This is a genomic window from Gemella bergeri ATCC 700627, assembly GCF_000469465.1.
Classification (GTDB): Bacteria; Bacillota; Bacilli; order Staphylococcales; family Gemellaceae; genus Gemella; species Gemella bergeri.
Genome location: NZ_KI271819.1, coordinates 1 through 671 on the forward strand (window position 1 = coordinate 1; position 671 = coordinate 671).

Sequence of the window (671 nt, forward strand, 5' to 3'; positions counted from 1 at the left end):
TACATCTTCAGGTTTGGTCATTTCGTGTTTATGTTTCATATTTTTATCTTGAGATTTTGTTTCAGCTTTATTATCAGCAACCTTTTTTTCTACCTTAGAATTTTCGGTCATCATATCTGATTTTTTTATGCTTTTACCTGTCATCTCTAGTTTTTTATTAATTTCATCTATATTTTTAGGTTGTAAAATATCGTTACTTTCTTTTACTTCTGTAAGTTTGTTAGTTTTTAAATCAGCGGCTTTTATTTGAGTGGCTCCTCCTAGCATACTGCTTGCTACAATTACTGAAGCAACTCCTACTCCACTAAGACGTCTAATTGACCATTTATTACGTTTTTCATTATTTAAACTCATACGATTATTTTGCATAAAATATTCTCCTTATTTTTTCTTTATGATTAAAGTATACAAGATTAAAATTAAATACTTCTTAGAAAAAGTTAAAATATTTCTTAAATAATCCTTATTTATTTGTTATATTTGGTTTTTATTAGAAAATAACTTATTTATTATTCTTTATTATCAATATTAAAGTTGAGTGAAAAATCTAAAATAAACTTAATTCTTTATATCTTTCAACCGTTACAATAAAAAATATGGAGGATAATTTTCGTATCCTCCATACTATTTTATACATTTATAAATTTACATACTAAATTTTATTGTATAAT

At 23.8% G+C, this 671-nt stretch carries 1 protein-coding gene; it reads right to left on the bottom strand.

Annotation, left to right across the window (positions count from 1 at the left end; genetic code table 11):
- On the bottom strand, positions 1 to 369 hold a 369-nt coding region (locus tag HMPREF1983_RS02440; protein WP_021752702.1), incomplete at its 3' end, for a YSIRK-type signal peptide-containing protein.
- Between the last annotated feature and the right edge of the window lie 302 nt (positions 370 to 671).